The 17,817-nt window shown below is 59.7% G+C and carries 16 protein-coding genes; 6 read left to right on the top strand and 10 right to left on the bottom strand.

From position 1 onward, the window contains the following. Window positions 1-1,212 carry a plasmid partitioning protein RepA gene (repA, locus tag EQW76_RS13760; RefSeq protein ID WP_142824948.1) on the bottom strand — a complete coding sequence of 404 codons (1,212 nt, stop codon included), beginning with the start codon at window positions 1,210-1,212 and terminating at the stop codon, window positions 1-3. 479 nt (window positions 1,213-1,691) lie between these two features. Between repA and EQW76_RS13755 the strand changes: the two genes are divergently transcribed. Next, window positions 1,692-1,874, top strand: coding sequence for a hypothetical protein (locus EQW76_RS13755; protein ID WP_142824947.1), 183 nt, complete (start codon window positions 1,692-1,694; stop codon window positions 1,872-1,874). 170 nt (window positions 1,875-2,044) lie between these two features. Here EQW76_RS13755 and EQW76_RS13750 read toward each other — a convergent pair whose 3' ends face one another. The 3 genes from EQW76_RS13750 to EQW76_RS13740 all read right to left on the bottom strand — a co-directional run bounded on the left by EQW76_RS13750 (window position 2,045) and on the right by EQW76_RS13740 (window position 5,814). Next, window positions 2,045-3,142, bottom strand: a complete 1,098-nt coding sequence (locus tag EQW76_RS13750; protein WP_142824946.1) for an NADH:flavin oxidoreductase/NADH oxidase — start codon at window positions 3,140-3,142, stop codon at window positions 2,045-2,047. Continuing rightward, window positions 3,139-4,359, bottom strand: a complete 1,221-nt coding sequence (locus EQW76_RS13745; RefSeq protein ID WP_161990947.1) for an MFS transporter — start codon at window positions 4,357-4,359, stop codon at window positions 3,139-3,141. The genes EQW76_RS13750 and EQW76_RS13745 overlap by 4 nt, the downstream gene beginning before the upstream one ends. A gap of 168 nt (window positions 4,360-4,527) precedes the next feature. Then, window positions 4,528-5,814 carry an NAD(P)/FAD-dependent oxidoreductase gene (locus EQW76_RS13740; protein WP_142824944.1) on the bottom strand — a complete coding sequence of 429 codons (1,287 nt, stop codon included), beginning with the start codon at window positions 5,812-5,814 and terminating at the stop codon, window positions 4,528-4,530. Between the two features lie 312 nt (window positions 5,815-6,126). Between EQW76_RS13740 and EQW76_RS13735 the strand changes: the two genes are divergently transcribed. Both EQW76_RS13735 and EQW76_RS13730 read left to right on the top strand, forming a co-directional pair. Continuing rightward, on the top strand, window positions 6,127-6,582 hold the full coding sequence (locus tag EQW76_RS13735) for a MarR family transcriptional regulator (RefSeq protein WP_161990948.1): 456 nt from the start codon (window positions 6,127-6,129) through the stop codon (window positions 6,580-6,582). A 204-nt stretch (window positions 6,583-6,786) separates the two neighbouring features. Continuing rightward, entirely contained in the window at window positions 6,787-7,848 is a 1,062-nt protein-coding gene (locus tag EQW76_RS13730; protein WP_142824942.1) for a fatty acid desaturase, read from the top strand. A gap of 387 nt (window positions 7,849-8,235) precedes the next feature. Here the strand turns inward: EQW76_RS13730 and EQW76_RS13725 are convergent, their stop codons facing one another. From EQW76_RS13725 to EQW76_RS13715, 3 genes are all read right to left on the bottom strand, one after another. Then, entirely contained in the window at window positions 8,236-8,616 is a 381-nt protein-coding gene (locus EQW76_RS13725) for a DUF6481 family protein (RefSeq protein WP_111221160.1), read from the bottom strand. Window positions 8,617-8,656: 40 nt separating this feature from the next. Then, window positions 8,657-8,869 carry a hypothetical protein gene (locus EQW76_RS13720; RefSeq protein WP_111221159.1) on the bottom strand — a complete coding sequence of 71 codons (213 nt, stop codon included), beginning with the start codon at window positions 8,867-8,869 and terminating at the stop codon, window positions 8,657-8,659. Window positions 8,870-9,000: 131 nt separating this feature from the next. Then, complete coding sequence (locus EQW76_RS13715) at window positions 9,001-9,234, bottom strand: cold-shock protein (RefSeq protein WP_279309160.1); 234 nt, start codon at window positions 9,232-9,234, stop codon at window positions 9,001-9,003. A gap of 352 nt (window positions 9,235-9,586) precedes the next feature. On the opposite strand from EQW76_RS13715, the gene EQW76_RS13710 reads away from it, so the two are divergent. From EQW76_RS13710 to EQW76_RS13700, 3 genes are all read left to right on the top strand, one after another. After that, on the top strand, window positions 9,587-10,531 hold the full coding sequence (locus EQW76_RS13710; protein WP_142824941.1) for a transglutaminase family protein: 945 nt from the start codon (window positions 9,587-9,589) through the stop codon (window positions 10,529-10,531). Window positions 10,532-10,575: 44 nt separating this feature from the next. After that, the gene (locus EQW76_RS13705) at window positions 10,576-11,388 is read left to right on the top strand and encodes a transglutaminase family protein (protein ID WP_142824940.1); all 813 of its coding nucleotides are present in this window, start codon (window positions 10,576-10,578) and stop codon (window positions 11,386-11,388) included. Window positions 11,389-11,505: 117 nt separating this feature from the next. Beyond that, window positions 11,506-13,308 carry an adenine deaminase C-terminal domain-containing protein gene (locus tag EQW76_RS13700; RefSeq protein ID WP_142824939.1) on the top strand — a complete coding sequence of 601 codons (1,803 nt, stop codon included), beginning with the start codon at window positions 11,506-11,508 and terminating at the stop codon, window positions 13,306-13,308. A 31-nt stretch (window positions 13,309-13,339) separates the two neighbouring features. Here the strand turns inward: EQW76_RS13700 and EQW76_RS13695 are convergent, their stop codons facing one another. The 3 genes from EQW76_RS13695 to EQW76_RS13685 all read right to left on the bottom strand — a co-directional run bounded on the left by EQW76_RS13695 (window position 13,340) and on the right by EQW76_RS13685 (window position 17,728). Next, window positions 13,340-14,395, bottom strand: a complete 1,056-nt coding sequence (locus EQW76_RS13695; protein ID WP_142824938.1) for a siderophore-interacting protein — start codon at window positions 14,393-14,395, stop codon at window positions 13,340-13,342. Window positions 14,396-14,463: 68 nt separating this feature from the next. Next, window positions 14,464-16,677 (bottom strand): TonB-dependent siderophore receptor, encoded by a 2,214-nt coding sequence (locus tag EQW76_RS13690; RefSeq protein ID WP_142824937.1) that lies wholly within the window; start codon window positions 16,675-16,677, stop codon window positions 14,464-14,466. A 172-nt stretch (window positions 16,678-16,849) separates the two neighbouring features. Continuing rightward, complete coding sequence (locus EQW76_RS13685) at window positions 16,850-17,728, bottom strand: helix-turn-helix domain-containing protein (protein WP_142824936.1); 879 nt, start codon at window positions 17,726-17,728, stop codon at window positions 16,850-16,852. Between the last annotated feature and the right edge of the window lie 89 nt (window positions 17,729-17,817).

Below are 17,817 nucleotides of genomic sequence, written 5' to 3'. Positions count from 1 at the left end.
TCAGCGACCCCATGCTTTGTGGACCAGCGCGGCGATCTCAGCATTCACAGCCTCCATCGATTCCAACGCACGGTCGTATGTGGTGCGCGTGAACTGGCTGCGATCTACTTCGTAGAGGGTCTGGTTGGTAAGCGCAGCATCGGAGATCGCAACGCTTCGCAGCATGGGGTTGGTGAGGACGTGCTGCTTGAACATCGATCTCATGAACGCCACCATCTGCGTTTGCGGTCCATCGGTCGGATCGTAGCGCGTCACGAGATAGCGCATCCAGTCGAGGTTCATATCGGCGCCCGCACCCTTCAAGGTGTTCAGGATTTCCCCGAGCATCTGCAGGAATTGGCACATGGACATCACATCGAGCATCTGCGGATGTACCGTGATGAGCACCGCCGTGGCGGCGCAAATCGCGCTCATTGTCAGAAATCCAAGCTGGGGAGGGCAGTCGATAACGATGACGTCGTAATCGTCGGATACAGATGACAAGGCCTCGTCCAGCCGTGCGAAAAAGATGCGCCCGTAGTCGTTGCCCTGCCCCTGCGCCAGGATACGCGGTGTATCGTGCTCGAACTCCATAAGTTCGAGGTTGCCCGGCACGATGTCGAGACCCGGAAAATTGGTTTTCCGCACGACTTCCCTAAGCGGTCTCCGACGCTCGTCATAACGGATCGCAGCATAAAGCGTCTCGTTCTCATCGAGATCAAATTCGGGCTGGAAGCCGTGGATCGCCGAAAGGCTGGCCTGCGGATCGAGATCGACGGCCAGAACGCGATGCCCGGTCAAAGCCAGATGCTGGGCGAGGTGGGCCGCCGTGGTTGTCTTGCCCGACCCGCCTTTGAAATTCACGACCGCAATGACCTGCAGATGGTCCTTGGCGCGGCGATGCGGTACGTAGTGCTGGCCGGCGCGACCATTCTGCTCCAGATACTGACGCATCTCCAGCAATTGCTCCGCCGTGTAGGAGCGACGGCCTGATGGTGTAACCTGCGGCAGCGGCCCCTTTGATTCGAGCGACAGGTTACGCAGATGGCCACTGGTGACGCCAAGAAAATGCGCGGCTTCGCTGAGATGAAACTGCCTGAGCGTCTTCTGCGCGGTCGGCGGAAACATCTCGAGCCGGTGCTGCTTCAGCTTGTCGGACAGCTCTCGGGCTTGGCCGATGATAAGCTGGTCGACCTCCGAAATAGGCTTTCCGAGCGTTGCTGCCATATTCATCTAATTTTCTCGCAAATGCGTTTTGTAAGCTACTTGGCTTCTCAAAGCGCATTTGAGACCGATTCTCACTGGCGGGCAAGGGCTTTATCGTTAACGACGGCTATGGACACATAAGACCGGTGGAGAAGTTTACCGCAGTAAACATGTCGTCCCGCTTATCAAGCGATGGTTCCTGAACGCGCCAAGTGCGAATTCTTAGGATTTCCTGCTCTCTTTTAATGATCGCCGTCTCAACGATCTTTATTATGTGAGCCCAGCTAACCGATACAGCGAGCAGACCTGCACCTGCGTTTGAAATACCGGCCCCTAAAGAAAACAACAATCCAGACGCGAGTGTCCGCCAACGGACGATCCTGAAAAGCGATGAAACCTTCCGCGGACCTTCGCATTAAACAAAAGTCGCCTTATCAATGGCGAGTGCATCCGCGCGCTTGACCGCAATGGGGCTGGCACGTTGCGACCGACCCACGGAGGATTCAATGGAAGAGCAGAAAAAACGCAGACTTCAGCTTTCAAAAGAGCAGAAAAGAGTGCTTGCGGACGCTGCAACTGAGGCAGCATTCGCAGACAATGAACAGCGTCGGAAAGCGCGCGAAGAAAAAACAGCCCGGCTGCGCGCCCTGCGCTTGGCGAGCGAGGCTAAAGTCAGCGAAAGAGCCTGACCCATAGTAGGCTGTCTCGACAGCACTGTGAAAGATTCAAGCTAGCCTGTGGACTGCAGCGATCAGATATCGCGAAAAGCCTCAACGTGGCACAGAGTACAGGCTAGCGCTTTCACCCCAACAAAGTCCAAGCCACTTGGCCCGAACCTCCAGCTTTAAATCGACATCAATCAACCCTGACGAAATAATTTAGATTTCCCATGCGGAGCAGCGCGCAGGTACGAGGGCGGAACCTCGATGGTCGCACCGAGCTCCGCCGCAGCATGCCATCCCCAGCGTGGATCGTAGAGCATCGCGCGTGCGAGTGCCACGAAGTCAGCCTTACCGCTCGAGACGATCTCCTCCGCCTGTTTGGCCTCGGTGATCAGACCAACCGCGATAGTCGTAACGCCTGTTGCTTGCTTGATCTCGTCGGCGAAGGGCACCTGGTAGCCCGGTCCTGCGGTGATCTGCTGCAACGGCGACACGCCGGCCGAGGACACATCGATCCAATCGACCCCGCGCTTTTGCAGTTCCTTGACGAACGCAATGCTCTGAGCGACATCCCATCCACCCTCGACCCAATCCGTTGCGGAAATTCGCACGCCAACGGCCTTGTCGGACGGGAACGCCGCGCGGACAGCGTCGAACACTTCGAGCGGAAAGCGCATGCGGTTTTCGAGAGACCCGCCGTACTCGTCCGTCCGCTGGTTGGAGAGGGGCGACAGAAATTGATGCAGGAGATAGCCGTGGGCGGCATGTAGCTCGACACCATCCAGCCCAAGTCTTGCTGCCCGTGCAGCAGTCGCTGCGAAAGCATCGCGCACGCGCGCCAATCCGGCAGCATCGAGAGCGGTTGGCTCGCGCTCGCCATCCTTGTGAGGAAGAGGGGAGGGGGCAAAGTTCTCCCAGCCACCTTCAGCAAGCGGTATGAGTTCGCCACCTTCCCAAGGCAAATGGCTGGACGCCTTGCGGCCGGAATGACCCAATTGCATGACGATAGCCGTCTTTGAGACGAGACGAATAGCATCGATCGCCGGTTTCAGGGCAGCTTCCGTTTCGTCGTTCCACAGGCCGAGGTCGCCGGGCGTGATACGGCCGGCTGCCTCCACGGCTGTCGCTTCCAGAAACAGCATGCTTGCGCCCGAAAGCGCCAACCCGCCGAGGTGGACTTCATGCCAGGCGGTGGCCTTGCCGTTGTCGGCGACATACTGGCACATCGGCGAAACGACAATCCGGTTGGGCAGGGTCAGATTGCGAAGTTCAAACGGTGAGAAAAGGGTGCTCATGGACGGTTTCCAATAACGTGACGGGAGGAGGGGGTAGGGGAGGCGTAGAGAACAGCGAGCAACATGGCGCACAATGACAGGCCGGCAATGATAGCCGATCCCACATCGACGGCGAAGTTCAAGCCGTAGAGTGTGGCAATCTTCCCGAGCAGGAGTGCTGCCAGCCCCTGGGCGAGATAGGCAACCAGGAACAGCGCCGACAAGGTACCGCCGCGATGGCGTGGCGGCGCATTGGCGTTCAAGAGCCCAAGCCCGCCGGAAAACAGCAGGCTGTAGGATATGCCGCCGAACACGAGCGCCGTTGCAAACAGGCTGAGCGAATGCTGGCTGGCGGAAAAGGCAAGCAGGCCAACTGCAGTCAGCGAGGAAAGACCTCCGATCAAGATCGTGGCGGACGACTTCAGGCCTCTGGCGGGGATAGCAACCGCGCCACCGACGAAGGCGAAGAGTGCGATGGTGGCGCCGTTGACCATGGCATTCGGCGAGCCGATCACGTCATGGGCGATCTGTGCCCCGAGTGACAGGATGATGGTGCCCATCGCATAGGACGCAGTGACGGCGATGGTTGAAGTCGCGAAAATCTTGCGCAGGCCGCGCGGGATGACGATGGCCTTGAACCGCCAGGGGCCGGAGGCCTCCGTGCTGAGATGGCGGGGAAGAAACCAGGTCGCCGCAAATATGCCGGCAAGAACCACGAGAAGCACGATGAAATTCAGGCGCGTCGGAAACGGTGCATATTGTATCAGTGCGCCGCCAACCAGCGCTGCGCATATCAGGCCGGTGACCTGGGCGAGCGTAGTAATGGCGCTGGCTTTTTGACCTTGACCCGGCGCGCTGAATTCCACGAGTGCGGCAGCCGACGGCCCGGCAGAAAGTCCGACCCCGATGCCCATGAAAGCGCGTCCGACCAGTACCCACCAGACATCCGGCGCCACCGCGAACAGCAACACACCGATCAGCGAAGCGGCCAACCCGAACAACATCGTCTTGCGACGACCGACATAATCGGAAATATCGCCGAAACCCACAAGGACCAGGACCACCACGATGGGATAGATCGCAAAGATTGCCGTCGTGGCAAACGGCGTCAGGCCCCACTGCCTGGCATAGAGCGGGTAGGTCATGGCCGGTGCAGCACTGGTCCATAGCGTGTGGGCAACGACTGCAGCGGCCGTCCAGAAGCTCGCCCGGCGACTGAAAGTGAAGCGATTGAGCATGTCTAATCCCTGTCGATACTGCGAAACCCAAGACAGGGCATCAGAAGAGCATGGTGGAGCCGCCATATGACGGCTTATCGATTGTCGAATCGAATACGTAAGGTGCGGCGATAGGCCGGATATAAGGCTGTGTCGCGCTCAAAAGTATCTCGCGGAAAATATGGTAGGCTAGCTTTCGTTTGCAAGTGCATTGGCTGCAGGTGCTGGCGCAGCATCGATAATCCTTTCAGCCGCTGCAACGCCTGTCTCGAAGGCGCCATGGGCCGTGGAATAACGCGCCACGGAACAAGCTTCGCCGGCAAACAACAAGCGTCCGTCGACGGGCTCGGCGAGCACGCCGCGCGCAGAAACAGCGCCCGGCCTGGCATAGGCATAAGCGCCACCGATATGCGGTGATGTTGCCCAGCCGGACATCGTCACAAATTCCAGATCGCCGCGAATTGCGCTTCCGAAGACGCCTCCCAGTTCATCGCGCGCAAACGCCAGCGCCGCAGCATCGCCCGCCCTTTCCAGATCATGGGCAAGCGGACCGGCGAAGTAGGCCTCGATGATCGGCTGACCAAAGGCGCGGATATGATAGCTGCCAGTGGCACTCGTCGTGGCTGAGCCGTAGGCCTGCGTATCCACCGGCAAATCGAGATCGGAAGGCAAGCGCAGAAAAAGCTTGTTGGCGAGGCCAAGGGGCAGGGAGGCCGCCGCCTCGATCTTGTGCGGCAAGGCTGGCGTAAAACGTATGGTCTCTCGCGCCACCATATCGGTGGACAGCGTGACGATCACCCAGCGTGCCATCAACGCCCCCCGATTGGTCTCGACGACGACAGACGTGCGAGAGCGGTGGTCTATGCCGGTCACGACTGTATGAAGCGAAATGGGCAATGTACCGGCGTAAGTGCTGATCAGCGCCCCGTAGCCCTCACGCACCCGCCGGTCGGGACCCTCGCCAGGCGCGTAGTTGGCATAGTCCAGAAGGGAGGACTGATCCAGCGCTGCGCCGTTCAGATAGGTCCCGATCGCCTCGATCCGAGGGTTCCAGGGGTTATCCGGCTCGAGCAAGTCCGAAAGGGGTTTGTCGGACTCTCCCCGATAATTCTCGGCGCGCTCGAAGAAGTCACCGATTGCCGCATATGCCGCTTCGTCGTTCTGCAGCCGGCGGCCGCCGTCGCTCCATGGCGCCGGTGTCTGGTCAACGACCAGCCCCAGGTCACCTGCAACAGAAGTCCATGCATTGGTTTGGGCGCCATGGAGCCAGCCGCAACCGAGATCGACAGGTTGTCCTGCCAGGAGTTTCGGTCGAACCGTGAGCGCCCGACCACCGATATGCGCGCCGGCCTCAAGAATTTGCAGCGATAAGTCCGGACGGACGGTTTGCAAGTGGCGTCCGGCGGCAATGCCGGCGGCGCCGGCGCCGATGATGATCACGTCCACCTCGCGGCGGACGACTGCCTGCGACAGCATTTGTGTCTCCGATTAAAAGGACATCATTAAACACGGGATGCCCCAGATCGACAGGGGGATTTACGCGGCGCGCATTCACCATTTCGGCACCAGATCGGTCTCACTGCCAGAACTTTTGCCGGGGCCCAGTGTCAGCCGCCTTGCCGACAATCGAGGAAGACTTTTTTACCGATAAAAAACGTCGGCCCGTCGCAATTTTCGTGCTTAAAAGGCGGCATCCGTTTAAAGGAAACAACTACGGGCGATAGCCATTGTCTATCGTAAGACAATATTTGAAAATGCAGCGTCGAAATCAGAGTGAATGCTATGCCGATGAGAGAGTTGCACGAGCGGATGGGCGTTAATCTTGTGCTCCTGGCCCGCCTTTACCGTAGGGCCCTGGATGGTGCTCTGAAGCCTTACGAGCTATCGGAGGCCACCGTTCTGCCAATGCGCTACATTGCCCGCCTCGGCGACAACATCCGTCAGGGCACTCTTGCCGATGTCCTCAATCTGGAGGGACCGACGTTGGTACGGGTTCTCGACCAGCTTACGGAGTTGGGCTATATCGATCGTATCGAAGACCCGCAGGATCGACGCGCCAAAACGTTGCGTCTGACAGCCGCCGGACAGGCGCTGAACACCGAGTTAAGCAACGTATTGGCAAAGCTCCGTGCCGAGCTTTTCGAGGGCGCAAGCGAAGACGATGTGAATGCAACCCTCCGCGTGATGTCGCAACTCGATGCCAATCTTCAGCGCCGGCGCCGGCTCGAGCCGACAGCGGATTAAGCATGGCGACGGACAGTCGACGGATCCGGCAGAAAGGTCAGCGTCGAATTAAACACGAAACGGCCTCATTGGTTGTATACACCTGCCTGAGATGGCCGCATGGGATATACGGGGATCGTCCGGCGAGATAACATCGGTCTCGTTTCATAGGCAGATAGTTCCACACTGTCAGCTAGCTCTTCCTTCCATTGCGCAGAAAGTCCAATGCCGGTGCATAACGCCACGACTAAGCCCGCTCTTGCGGACGTTTCATCCGCTCCTGCTGATATTACCAACGAAAAAGCCTGGCTCAAGATCCTGTCGAAATATCGCCAGCCACGCGGTACTCGTAGCGCGTTCGAACTGGCAGTGACCGTCATCCCCTTTATCGTTTTCTGGGTACTGTCCTGGATCGCCGTTCACTACAGCTTCTGGCCCGGCCTAATCCTGATTGTTCCGGCAGCGGCGTTTCTGCTGCGCCTGTTTATGATCCAGCACGATTGCGGCCATGGCTCGTTTTTCGCCCGCCGTCGCGTCGACGACTGGACGGGCCGTATCATTGGCGTGCTGACGCTGACACCTTACGACTATTGGCGTCGCGCCCATGCCGAACACCACGCCTCTGCCGGCAATCTGGACGAACGCGGCGTCGGTGACATCGCCACGCTGACGATTGCGGAATACAAGGCTCTGTCGCTTCGCGGCCGCATGACGTACCGCCTCTATCGCAACCCGGTGGTCATGTTCGGCATCGGGCCGATCTGGCTGTTTCTCTTCAAGCAGCGGCTGCCATTCGGCATGATGCGCTCCGGGCTGCAGCCATGGGTATCGACGATGGCGACCAACGCCGCCGTCGCGGTGGTCGCCGGCCTGCTCATGTGGGCCGTCGGCGTCGTGCCGTTCCTGCTGGTGCACTTGCCGATCGTCGTGCTCGCCGGCGCCGCAGGCATCTGGCTGTTCTACGTCCAGCACCAGTTCGAAGAAACCCATTGGTCCGAGCCGCCGGAGTGGCAGTTTCCCCACGCCGCCCTGCACGGTGCATCGAATTACGACTTGCCGGCCCCGCTGATGTGGATCACCGCCAATATCGGTATCCATCATGTCCATCACCTTGCCAGTCGAGTCCCTTACTACCGGTTACCGGAAGTGCTGCGCGACCATCCGCAATTGCGCAATGTCGGGCGTATCACGATCATGGAAAGCATCCGCTGCGTAAAGCTCGTCCTCTGGGACGAGAAGACCCGCCGCCTCGTGTCGTTCCGCGACGCAGCCGCCCTGCCAGCATAAGCCAAAAATCGGCCGGCGGACCTTCCGCCGGCACCTCACAGCCAACTGAATACCTTGTCGCAGTCAGCGAGGCCGCAGCAGCACCATTGCGGCTGCACAGGCGACGAGAAACGCCACGCACCAGAACAGTCCGCGTTTCAATTGACGCAGCCGACGCGTCCGGCCGCCATACCAATCATACACCAACGCCTTACTCCACCCGTACCCCTATGCGGGAGGACGATAGCCCTTTCTGCGCGCTCGGCAAGCGGCGGCTTTCGCACGCGACGCACAGCAAAGCCGTCTGGATCGCTGGTAGAACTCACCCAATCGTCGGAAAGACTGCAGCACAACGCAAATAGCCGGCCTTTCAAGGGCCGGCTAGTATTTGAATTTGCTGTGGAAAACCTAGCGCTGGCGGGCCTTGCGGGCTGCATAGCGGCGGTCGCGTTCGGCCTTGCGGGCGGCCTCGTCGGCGGCCATCTGCTCGACGCTCTTTACAGCTTCGGCTTCCTGGGCTTCGGCATGAGCCTTCGCTTCGGCACTGGCGGCAGCGGTCTTGGCTGCGGCTTCGGCCAGCTGGCGCGCATATTCCTCGCGCTTTTCCTGCTCGCGTTCGGCACGGCGCGCTTCACGCGCTTCCGCTGCTGCCGCACGCTCCGCGCGCTTGGCGACCACATCCGGGTCGGTCGGCTTCGGAGCGGTGGCGAATTTCGTCAAAAGCTGCTTCTTGGCTTCGGTGGCAGCCTTGCGGCGCTCGGCAAAGCCATTATCGTTTACGTGTCTCAAGCGGTCGTCGTCCTTATTGGTGGTTTTGCCTCATGGCTTCTCAGCGCTTTGTGGCTTTCTTCGGCTTGCCTACCTGTGGCACAGCATTGGCTTCTTTTTCAAGTCGCAATTCCCGAAGACGGGCTGTCTTGGCGTCGCGATCGGCGGCGACTTCGTCGATTTCGGATATTGTCCTGGTCCGAGCCAGGTATTCCGTTTGCGTCTTGCTGAAAGCGATTTCAGCCTGTTCGCGGGATTTCGAATTCTCCGTCACGTTTCAATCCTCCTCAAAGCGTGTCGTCGGTATTGAAGCGAAAAAGGCCAGACTATAGGTCTGACCTTCCCTTGGACTAAAGCCCCTGCATCATGCCAGTACATCCGTGGTCATGGCGAGGCTAAAGACCGTTAAGCAGCCTGGAGCTGGCCGGCAGACATTTTGCCAGACTTGTTGTCACGCTCAAGCTCGAAAGAAAGCTTCTGGCCTTCGACAATTTCGCGCATCCCTGCACGCTCGACAGCCGAGATGTGTACGAACACGTCCGCGCCGCCGTTGTCAGGCTGAATGAAGCCGAAGCCCTTGGTGGAGTTGAACCATTTTACTGTGCCGGTGGTCATGACGAACCCTTTCCATTGCAACATCGTTTTTCGCAGAGCGATACTCGGCGAATAAATTTTCGATTTTTGAAAGGGGAATTTCGTAAAGAAAGCGTCAAGCGCCAGCAAACACAAATATCGCAAACAACTACCGATGACTTTTTAGTAGCCGAACCGCTCCTCTTTGTCAACTCTTGGCGCACCCTTCGGGCTGCCACACCGCGTTTACAAGCTCCAGCTAAATTTTTACGGCATTATATATTGTCCTCTAATATGAACGGGAATGACGTACGAATCGGATCATCGCTTCCATGACCGGCGAAAAAATATAGCATGGCCGCTTTTCCAGAATCGATGCAGCCTCCGGCGCATGCAGGCTGTGAAGGGCATTTGAACGATGACTGTCTTTTCCGTCAAACATATCACGGTCTACCGCTATAAGAAGCCAGTCGCTTTCGGGGAGCACCGGCTGATGTTCCGCCCGCGCGACAGCTTCGACCAGCGGCTCCTCGAATCGACACTGCTCGTCGAGCCGAAACCCAGCAGCGTCCGATGGATTCTCGACGTCTTCGGAAACTGTGTCGCGCTGGTGAACATTTCCGAGCCGGCCAGCGAGTTGCGCTTCGAAACAAGGATCCGTCTCGACCACACGCCCCAGGTGGCCCTGAACCTTCAGATCGACGACACCGCTCTGCAATATCCGTTCGCCTATGACCCCGACGAAGTCGCAGACCTCCGGCCGACCATAGAGCGTCACTATCCTGATCCGCATGACATAGTCGGCAAATGGGCGCGCCAGTTCGTCCGCATCGGGCAGCCGACTGCGACCGGCCAGTTGCTGATGACGATGTGCTTTGCCATCCATGAAAGCTTCGCCTACGCACGCCGCTCTGCGCGCGGCACGCAGTTGCCGATCGAGACGCTGAAGCTGCGCAAGGGAACCTGTCGCGATTTCGCACTGCTGATGATCGAGGCGGCCCGCTCACTCGGCCTCGCCGCTCGCTTCGTCACCGGTTACGTCTTCGTTCCCAGCCGCAACGATTCAGCGATACGGGGCGGCGGCTCCACCCATGCCTGGTGCCAGGTCTATCTGCCCGGCGCCGGGTGGGTCGAATTCGATCCGACCAACGGAATTGTTGGAAATCGCGATCTGATCCGTGTCGGCGTTGCTCGCGATCCGCGCCAGGCAATCCCACTCACCGGCAGTTATGACGGAGAAGCTGAGGATTATGACGACATGACGGTACAGGTAAACGTGACAACCGAGCGGAGTGCAGGTACGCTTCCGGAAAGGGCCGAAAGAGCCATGGAACAGTCTCTCTCCTGCAACGTTCAACGGTAGCTCATGCCAATTTGCATGGGTTTCCCATAAACAAAGGCTAAGTGATGAAAATAAGTGCCGGCTTCAGCATTGCGTACGACTGCCCGCAGCCAACTCCTATGTTGCTGTGCCTGAACATTCACCCGTCGCGGCGCATTGACCTGTTGTCCGACCAGGTCCTTACCTTTGACAGGGACATCGAAGCTTCAGGCTACACCGACAGTTTTGGCAACGCATGCACACGCATCGTGGCGCCCGCCGGCGTAACGACAATTTCCACTGCCTTCGAAATCTACGATACCGGCCTGCCGGACAATATTCCGGTGGATGCCGTGCAGCACGAGATCAAGGATCTGCCGAACGACGTGCTCGTCTACCTGCTGGGCAGCCGCTATTGCGACACAGATCGGCTGGCGAACTTCGCCTGGTCGCAATTCGGCAATACACCTTTCGGCTGGCAGCGCGTCAAGGCGATCCTCGATTTTGCCCATAACCAGATCAGGTTCGACTACCAGCAGGCCGATTCCACCCGCAGCGCCTATGGCGGCTTCATAGATCGGGTCGGCGTCTGCCGCGACTACGCGCATCTCGCCATCACGCTTTGCCGCTGCATGAACATTCCGGCGCGCTATTGCACCGGCTATCTCGGCGATATCGGCGTGCCCATCGATGTTAACCCGATGGATTTCAGCGCATGGTTCGAAGTCTATCTCGGTGGCAACTGGCATACGGTCGATGCTCGTCACAACAAGCCGCGCATTGGCCGTATCCTGATGGCAACCGGTCGCGATGCCACAGACGTCGCCCTGACCACGAATTTCGGCCCGGCGAACCTGGTGCGGTTTGAAGTGGTTACTGACGAGATTGCTGCCGAGTAACGGCTCTCCCCCCAACACCCACAGAAGTCCCTCCGGCGAATGCAACACCCGTTGCATTCGCCGCTTGCGTTTGCGAGCATGCATCTTTGCACGGCCCCGACAAGAGATTGGATTTCCATGACAACGCTGACCCGCTTTTCCATCAAGCCGCTCTCCACCATGACGCGCACTCTTGCCGACGTCGCCTCGGCGCGTCGCGAGCCCGATCTGGTTATCAGCGATGCGCGCGTGCTCTCGACCTATTCGGAACGCATTCTGCCCGGCAAGGAAATCTGGATCTCCGGCGGCCGCATTGCTGCGGTCAAACCGAACGGCATCTATAAGGGGACACAGGCCAAACGCTACGATGCGAAAGGCGGTATCATCGCCCCCGGATTGGTCGATCCGCATATCCACATCGAATCGAGCATGGTCACGGCCTGCGCCTATGCGGAGGCCGCTCTTCTGAACGGCACGACGACGATTTTCTGCGACAGCCACGAGATCGGCAACGTCATGGATGTCGCCGGTGTCGAAGCCATGCTGGAAGACGCGCGACAGGCGCCGCTGTCGATCTTCCTGACGGTGCCGAGCACCGTGCCGGCAACCTCGCCAGTGTTCGAGACGGCCGGGGGCGATCTGACGCCTGCGAAAATCGCAGCTCTGTTCGACAAATGGCCCGAGGCGGTCGCTCTTGGCGAGAAAATGGACTTCGTCCAGGTCGCCATGGGTGACGAGCGCAGCCACGCCATTCTTGCTGCGGCGCTGGAAAGGGGCAGACCGGTGTCCGGGCACGTCTACGGCCGCGAATTTGTGTCGGCCTATGCTGCGTCCGGTGTCACGGACACCCATGAAGCCATCGACCGGGACATTGCCGACGATATGCTGGAGGCAGGCATCTGGCTCTTCCTGCGCGGCGGCCCGCCGACGACGCCATGGCACAGCCTGCCGCTGGCGATCAAGACCATCACCGAGCTCGGCGCTTCGCACAAGCGCATCGCCGTATGCACCGACGACCGCGATGCCGACGACCTGCTGCTGTTCGGCCAGGACTGGGTGACGCGGGAGGCGGTGAAGGCCGGCATGACAATCGAGCAGGCTTGGTCGATGGGCTCGCTGCACGGCGCCACGCGCTTCGGCATGGAAAACGAAATCGGCGGCCTCGGCGGTGGACGGCGCGCCGATCTCGTGCTGCTGACCGACGAACTGAAGCCGGTCAGCACGTGGTACGGTGGCGAACTGGTCGTGGACAACCGCAAGATCACCGCTGTCCTCGACGAGGCGCTTTCAAAACCATACCGGTATCCCGAGGCCGCCTACCATACGGTGAAGCTGCCGGCCAATCTGAAACTGACGCCGGACCTCCCGACCACGCCGGTGCTAGCACACACCATCAAGACCGAGCTTCCCGGCATCACCCTCGGCCATGTCACCGTCAGTCTTGAGCCGGCGAACGACTGGCAAACGCATTTCGAGCGCCACGGCCTGTGCTTCGTGACAGTCATCGAGCGTCACGGAAAATCCGCCGGCAATGTCGCCCACGGACTGCTCAACGGCTTCGGGCTGAAGAAGGGTGCGGTCGCGTCGTCCGTCGGCCATGATAGCCATAACATCATCGTCGCCGGCACCAACGAGGCAGACATGCAGGTGGCGCTTGCGGCCATCGAGGAGAAGCAGGGCGGCGTCTGCGTCGTCATGGATGGCAAGGTGACAGCCATGGTGCCGCTGCCGATTGCGGGGCTTTTGTCCGACAAGCGGGTCCACGAGGTAGCCGAAGAAACCAAGCTGCTGAAGATCGAGTGGGAAAAGGCCGAGTGCACCATCGCCTATATGGGCTTCAACCTCATACCGCTTTCGGTCATTCCGGAAATCCGGATCACCGACAAAGGCCTCGTGCTGGTGCCGGAGATGGAGATCGTCCCGCTGTTCGAGCCGACCTGACAATGCGTCGCGAAGGGCAGGGGCCTTCGGATTAAGCGACCGGCACCTGTTGTCGCTGCCAGTACGCGGCGACACTGAAACGATCGCGGTCATAGGCGATTTCCGTTTTCAGGAAAATCCGGATCGCCCGGGCCTCTGCCTGTTCGCAGGCAACCCAGACGAACGGCTTCTCTCCTCCGGCGGCAACCTGCTCGCGCACAATTGCCTCCAGCCGCCCGGACAAGCCATCATTGCGATGAAGCCAGACGACTTGGGCCCTTGCCGCCGTTGGCAAAGGCTGTTCGTCCGCCTTGCCGGACACCTCCACGAATATGCGCAATCGGGCATCTGAAGGTGCGGCTGCGGCAATGCGGGCGATGGCGGGGAGGGCGGTTTCATCGCCAACCAGAATGATGTCGCCGACATCCGGCACATCGCCGCCGCCTGGCCCCAAGAGAGCGGCGCGGTCGCCGGGCTTCGCGGACAGCGCCCAGGCTGCACCCGGCCCATGATCACCCTCGTGGATGACAAAATCGATATCGAGTTCGCCGCGATCCGGATGCAGATTGCGGATCGTGTAAGGACGAACGATCAGCGCATCATCGCCCTTCGGCCACTGGATACGTCCATCCGGCATCGTCTGAGGCCAGACGGGTTGACGGTCACGGGGCGATATCAGCAGCCGGACATGCAGTCCCCCGCGGCTGAAATGGGCGATGTCATCGGTGGCGACAGTGACACGGCGCATGTGGGGCGTGATATCGTGGGCGCCGACGACGGTGATTTCGCGCAAATCCGGCACTGCTGCTACCTGCGGGCCATCCGCCCAGCGAAGATCGAGTTCGTCGTTTTCAGCGGACTTGAACAGGTGCTCCGCTACCATGCAGCGAATGGTGAACAGCATCGAGGCCGTCGGGCATTGCAGATTGATGATCAGCCGGTTGTCGGCAAGCGCTATGTCGCCGCCACCTATCGTCGTCTCGATAGTTGCGCCGTCAGACGTGCGGACGACGTAGTCCGGCAACTGGGCACAAAGCTGGTCCAGCAACTTCGCTGCATCGGCGGGAATGGCAACGCCGGAGGCGGTAAACACAGCGGCGTTCATCATTGAGTATCTCCTCGTTCTGCGCTGTCGGATGAAAGGGGGGCGCCAGCCACCCGCTTCCGGTCAGCCGCCTACCACTTCTTGCTGAGTTTCAGGGTAAAGGTCCGAGCATCGGCGTAACCGCAGGTATTCACCCCGGCGCAACCCGAGACGTATTCCTTGTCGAAGACGTTGGCGACGTTGAGCGCTGCGCCCCAGCCGTTCTTTTCGTAACGCACGGCGGCATCGAAGACGGTGGCCGAGGGCACGCGCAGCGTGTTGGCGGCATCGGCCCAGGACTTGCCCTGGTAGCGCATGCCGGCACCGAGGCTGACGCCCTCGAGTGCACCGTCGGTAACGGCGTAGTCGAGCCAGAGCGAGGCGGTCGAGTTCGGCACCAGATAGGGCGAATTGCCGACGATGCTGGTGTCGAGGTTCTTCGTGACCTCCTGGTCCGTGTACGAGTATGAGCCGAGCAGCTTCCAGTTCTGGTCAAGATTGACCTTGCCTTCCAGTTCGACCCCGCGCGAGCGCACCTCGCCGAGCTGGTACTGCAGGAAGGTGGCAGGATCGGTCAGCGCCATGTTCTTTCGGTTGATGTTGAAGATCGAGGCGGTAAACAGGGCGTCCATAAAGGTCGGCTGGTATTTGATGCCGGCTTCATATTGTTCGCCCTCTTCGGGGACCAGTCCCGCACCGGTAGCGGTCGTGCCGATCAGCGGGTTGAAGAATGTTCCGACGCTGACGTAAGGCGTGATGCCGTTGCCGAAGTCGTAGGCAAGACCAGCACGGCCGCTGGGCGACTTGCTGTTCGAACCGGAATCCGTGGAGATCCGGGAGTCGACATTCTCGTCGACGAAATCGTAGCGGCCGTTGAGGGTCACCAGCCAGCCGTCGCCGAATTTCATCTGGTCCTGAGCATAGACGCCGAGCTGCTGCTGCGTCATTACCTGGTCGAGATAGACGAAGTTGGCGCCCTGGGTGCTGTTGTAGACCGGGTCGGTGGCGCTGATAGGGTTCGAGCCGCAGCAGGCTTGCACGTTATCGAGGCGATAGAGCGCATAATCAGTGCCAACCAGAAAGTTGTGGCTGATGCCGCCCAGGTCGAACTCACGCTGGGCATTGTTGTCGACCGAGAAGGAATCGGCCTTGCTATGCTCCGTGAAGCCGATACGCGCCAGTTCGTAGCTCGGGTCACTGTAGCCGGCAGCATTCGGGTCGCCGCCCACATAGCCATTGAGATACGGGCCTTCCTCGTCCTTCTTCAGATGACCGTAACGCAGGTTCTGCGAAAGCTTCCAGCCACCATCGAATTCATGCTCGATGGAGTAGCCGACCATTTCCTGGCTATAGGTTTCCTTGTCGATGCTCGGTTCGCCGTAGAAAGCCTTGCGGTCGATCTTGCCGAACGGGGCATCGACGACGGTGCCGACATAGGGGAAAAAGCCATTGCCGCTGTGCACTTCGTCGAGGCCGCTGACATAGGCATAGACCGAAAACTTGGTGGATTCGTCTGGCGAGATGGTGATCTGCGGCATAACGAAGCCACGCAGGTCGTGTGTGAAATCGCTGTACTGGTCGCCACCGGCGACTTTGCCGGTCAGGCGGTAGCTCCACACTCCGTCGGCGCTGAGCTTGTCGGAGAAGTCAAAGCCGGCATAGGCATTGCCGTTGTTGTTGATCCCGATCTCCGTGTAGTAAAGCGGCTGATCGGTCGGTTCCTTGCGGACCATATTGACGATACCGCCTGGATTGGTGCCGCCGTAGGTTACTGACGAGGCGCCCTTCAGCACTTCGATGCGTTCGAGCGAGAATGGATCGATCTGGAAGCCGCCGAAGCCGTAGCTGAACAGCGTCAGGCCATCGAGAAAAACGCCTGTCTGGGTCGCATCGAAGCCGCGGATATAAAACCAGTCGGTGTCGCCGTCATTGCCGAACGGTTGTGTGTTGACACCCGGCGTATAGCGCAGGGCTTCATCCACCTTGTTTGTAATACCGCGATCCTGCATTTCCTGCTGACCGACCACCGATACCGACTGCGGCAGGTCCTTGATCGGAATATCCGCTTTCGATCCCGCCGTCGTGGTCTTGGCAACATAACCCTTGACCGGATCGCGGCCGGTCGTATCGCTTCCGGTGTCGGTCGCGCCGGCCTTGCCGCCCTGACCGCCCTGCACCACGAGTGGCTTGAGTTCGGTCGGCTGCGTCTCCTCTGCCGTCGCCGATGTGACAAGCGCAAGGCTCGCCATCGCCACGCCCGCTGCCAGCCGCGCCTTGAATGAAATTCCCTTGGTCAAATACGTCATGTCCTGCGCCCCATTGCGCGCCGCCCTTCACCCTCAAGGCGGCGCCGTCTCAATATAAGATGAGTTGTTAACTCATATTAAATCGAAGGGCTTGTCGCAATTTCGCAAAATAGAACGTTTTTGGGCAATTGTGGCAGATGTCGGCATTTGCCCGGGCCCTGTGTCAAAAGCCTCACACAAGCTGGCTCTTCCTCCAGTTTGCCGGCGTCGTGCCGATGTGCTTGCGAAAAACACGGGTGAAATGCGCCTGGTCCGAAAACCCTGTCTCGACGGCCACATCCGTCAAGGGCGTATCCGAAATCATCAGTTGCTTGGCCCGATCGAGCCGAGCCTTCGTCTGCCATTGGTGCGGGGGAATGCCGGTCGAGGCCTTGAAGGCGTGGCTGAAGTGCGATTGCGACATGCTGGTCAACGACGCCAGTTCCTCCAGCCGAATATTTCTGAGACAATTTTCCTCGATGTAATCGACCACCCGGCGCAATTGCCAAGCAGCAAGTCTGCTGCGCTTGCGCGGTGCTGTGCGGGAGAGTTGCAGCACATCGATCAACAGCGAGACCGCCAGTCCGTCGCCGTAGAGATCGTGCAGCGGCGCGGGATTTTCGCATTCCGCCGCGATAAGACCTGCCAGCGCCAGCACGCGCGGATCGGAAAACAGCAGGCGGGGATTGCCCAGCCTGGCGGGATCAAGGTCCTCCATCAGGCGGCGGCTGAGCCCTTCCGCGCTGAAGTGGATATCGAGATGACGGACGAAATCGATATCCACCATATCGGCCCACATCTCCAGCCCGGCCGGTATGTAGGAGGCACGCGGCGCATTTCCCTGCTGCACGCCGGCCGCTTTTGGCGACAGCTTGAGGCTGCATTGACCGGAGCCGCGCGCGTCCAGGAGGACGAACAGCCGGGGATCGTCGGAAACGTAGTAGCCGCCGGCATAGGGGGCGCAATCGACGTCCCAGACATCGGCGACGATTCCATTCCAGACGCGACGGTGAACCCCGCCGATGACGGAGAAGCCTTCAATCTTGTTGTCCATGCGTGGGTGAAATGTCATCGCTCATTCCAGCGGCCGCACCAGACGACGGCGGCCAATACCTAACTCAATAAGTCAGGTATTGGCCACCGTCAATTCCGGGGCATGTT

It is taken from the genome of Rhizobium sp. rho-13.1 (genome assembly GCF_007000305.1).
Classification (GTDB): domain Bacteria; phylum Pseudomonadota; class Alphaproteobacteria; order Rhizobiales; family Rhizobiaceae; genus Rhizobium; species Rhizobium rhododendri.
This window is presented reverse-complemented; position numbering and strand designations above follow the sequence as displayed.